This is a genomic window from Bacteroides sp. (genome assembly GCF_019417265.1).
Taxonomy (GTDB): domain Bacteria; phylum Bacteroidota; class Bacteroidia; order Bacteroidales; family Bacteroidaceae; genus Phocaeicola.
In genome coordinates, this window is the sequence record NZ_DXVR01000151.1 from 1 (window position 1) to 445 (window position 445).

Annotated in this window: 1 pseudogene; it reads right to left on the reverse strand. The window is 39.8% G+C overall.

Annotated elements, in window-relative coordinates:
* Window positions 1-314 (reverse strand): annotated as a pseudogene (locus QZ379_RS12225) (hypothetical protein); the annotation flags it as partial.
* Between the last annotated feature and the right edge of the window lie 131 nt (window positions 315-445).

Here is a 445-nt window from a genome sequence, read left to right on the forward strand (position 1 = left end):
TACGACAAATCATAGCCAGCATTCAATGTACCATTGAACTGCACATTGTTCTGCATGAGAATCTGATGCTTCGATGTGATACGATGCATGTTGTCGTAGCCCATTGCAAGGGTGTAGCTTGCAGTCTTGTTGTCAGCACCAGTGTAAGTACCAGTCGCACTGACAAGACGATAGAGGGCATCGTAAGTATAGTTATGCGCCATCTGTCCGCCAGCCTTGCCAATCTGAGGCACTGACGCACCATTTATCACGCTGAGCACATTGCTCACAGCATCGTAAGTTAGGCATTGTCCTTGTCTTGATGATACATACATATGTTCTTATTTTGGGGTTATAATAAAAGAACGATGATTGATAAAGTTTATTGCTTAGGATTACATCATTTTTATATAAAAAGTCCTAATTTCCATATTTCTCTTCTTGTAAATTATGGGATATTAAGAAA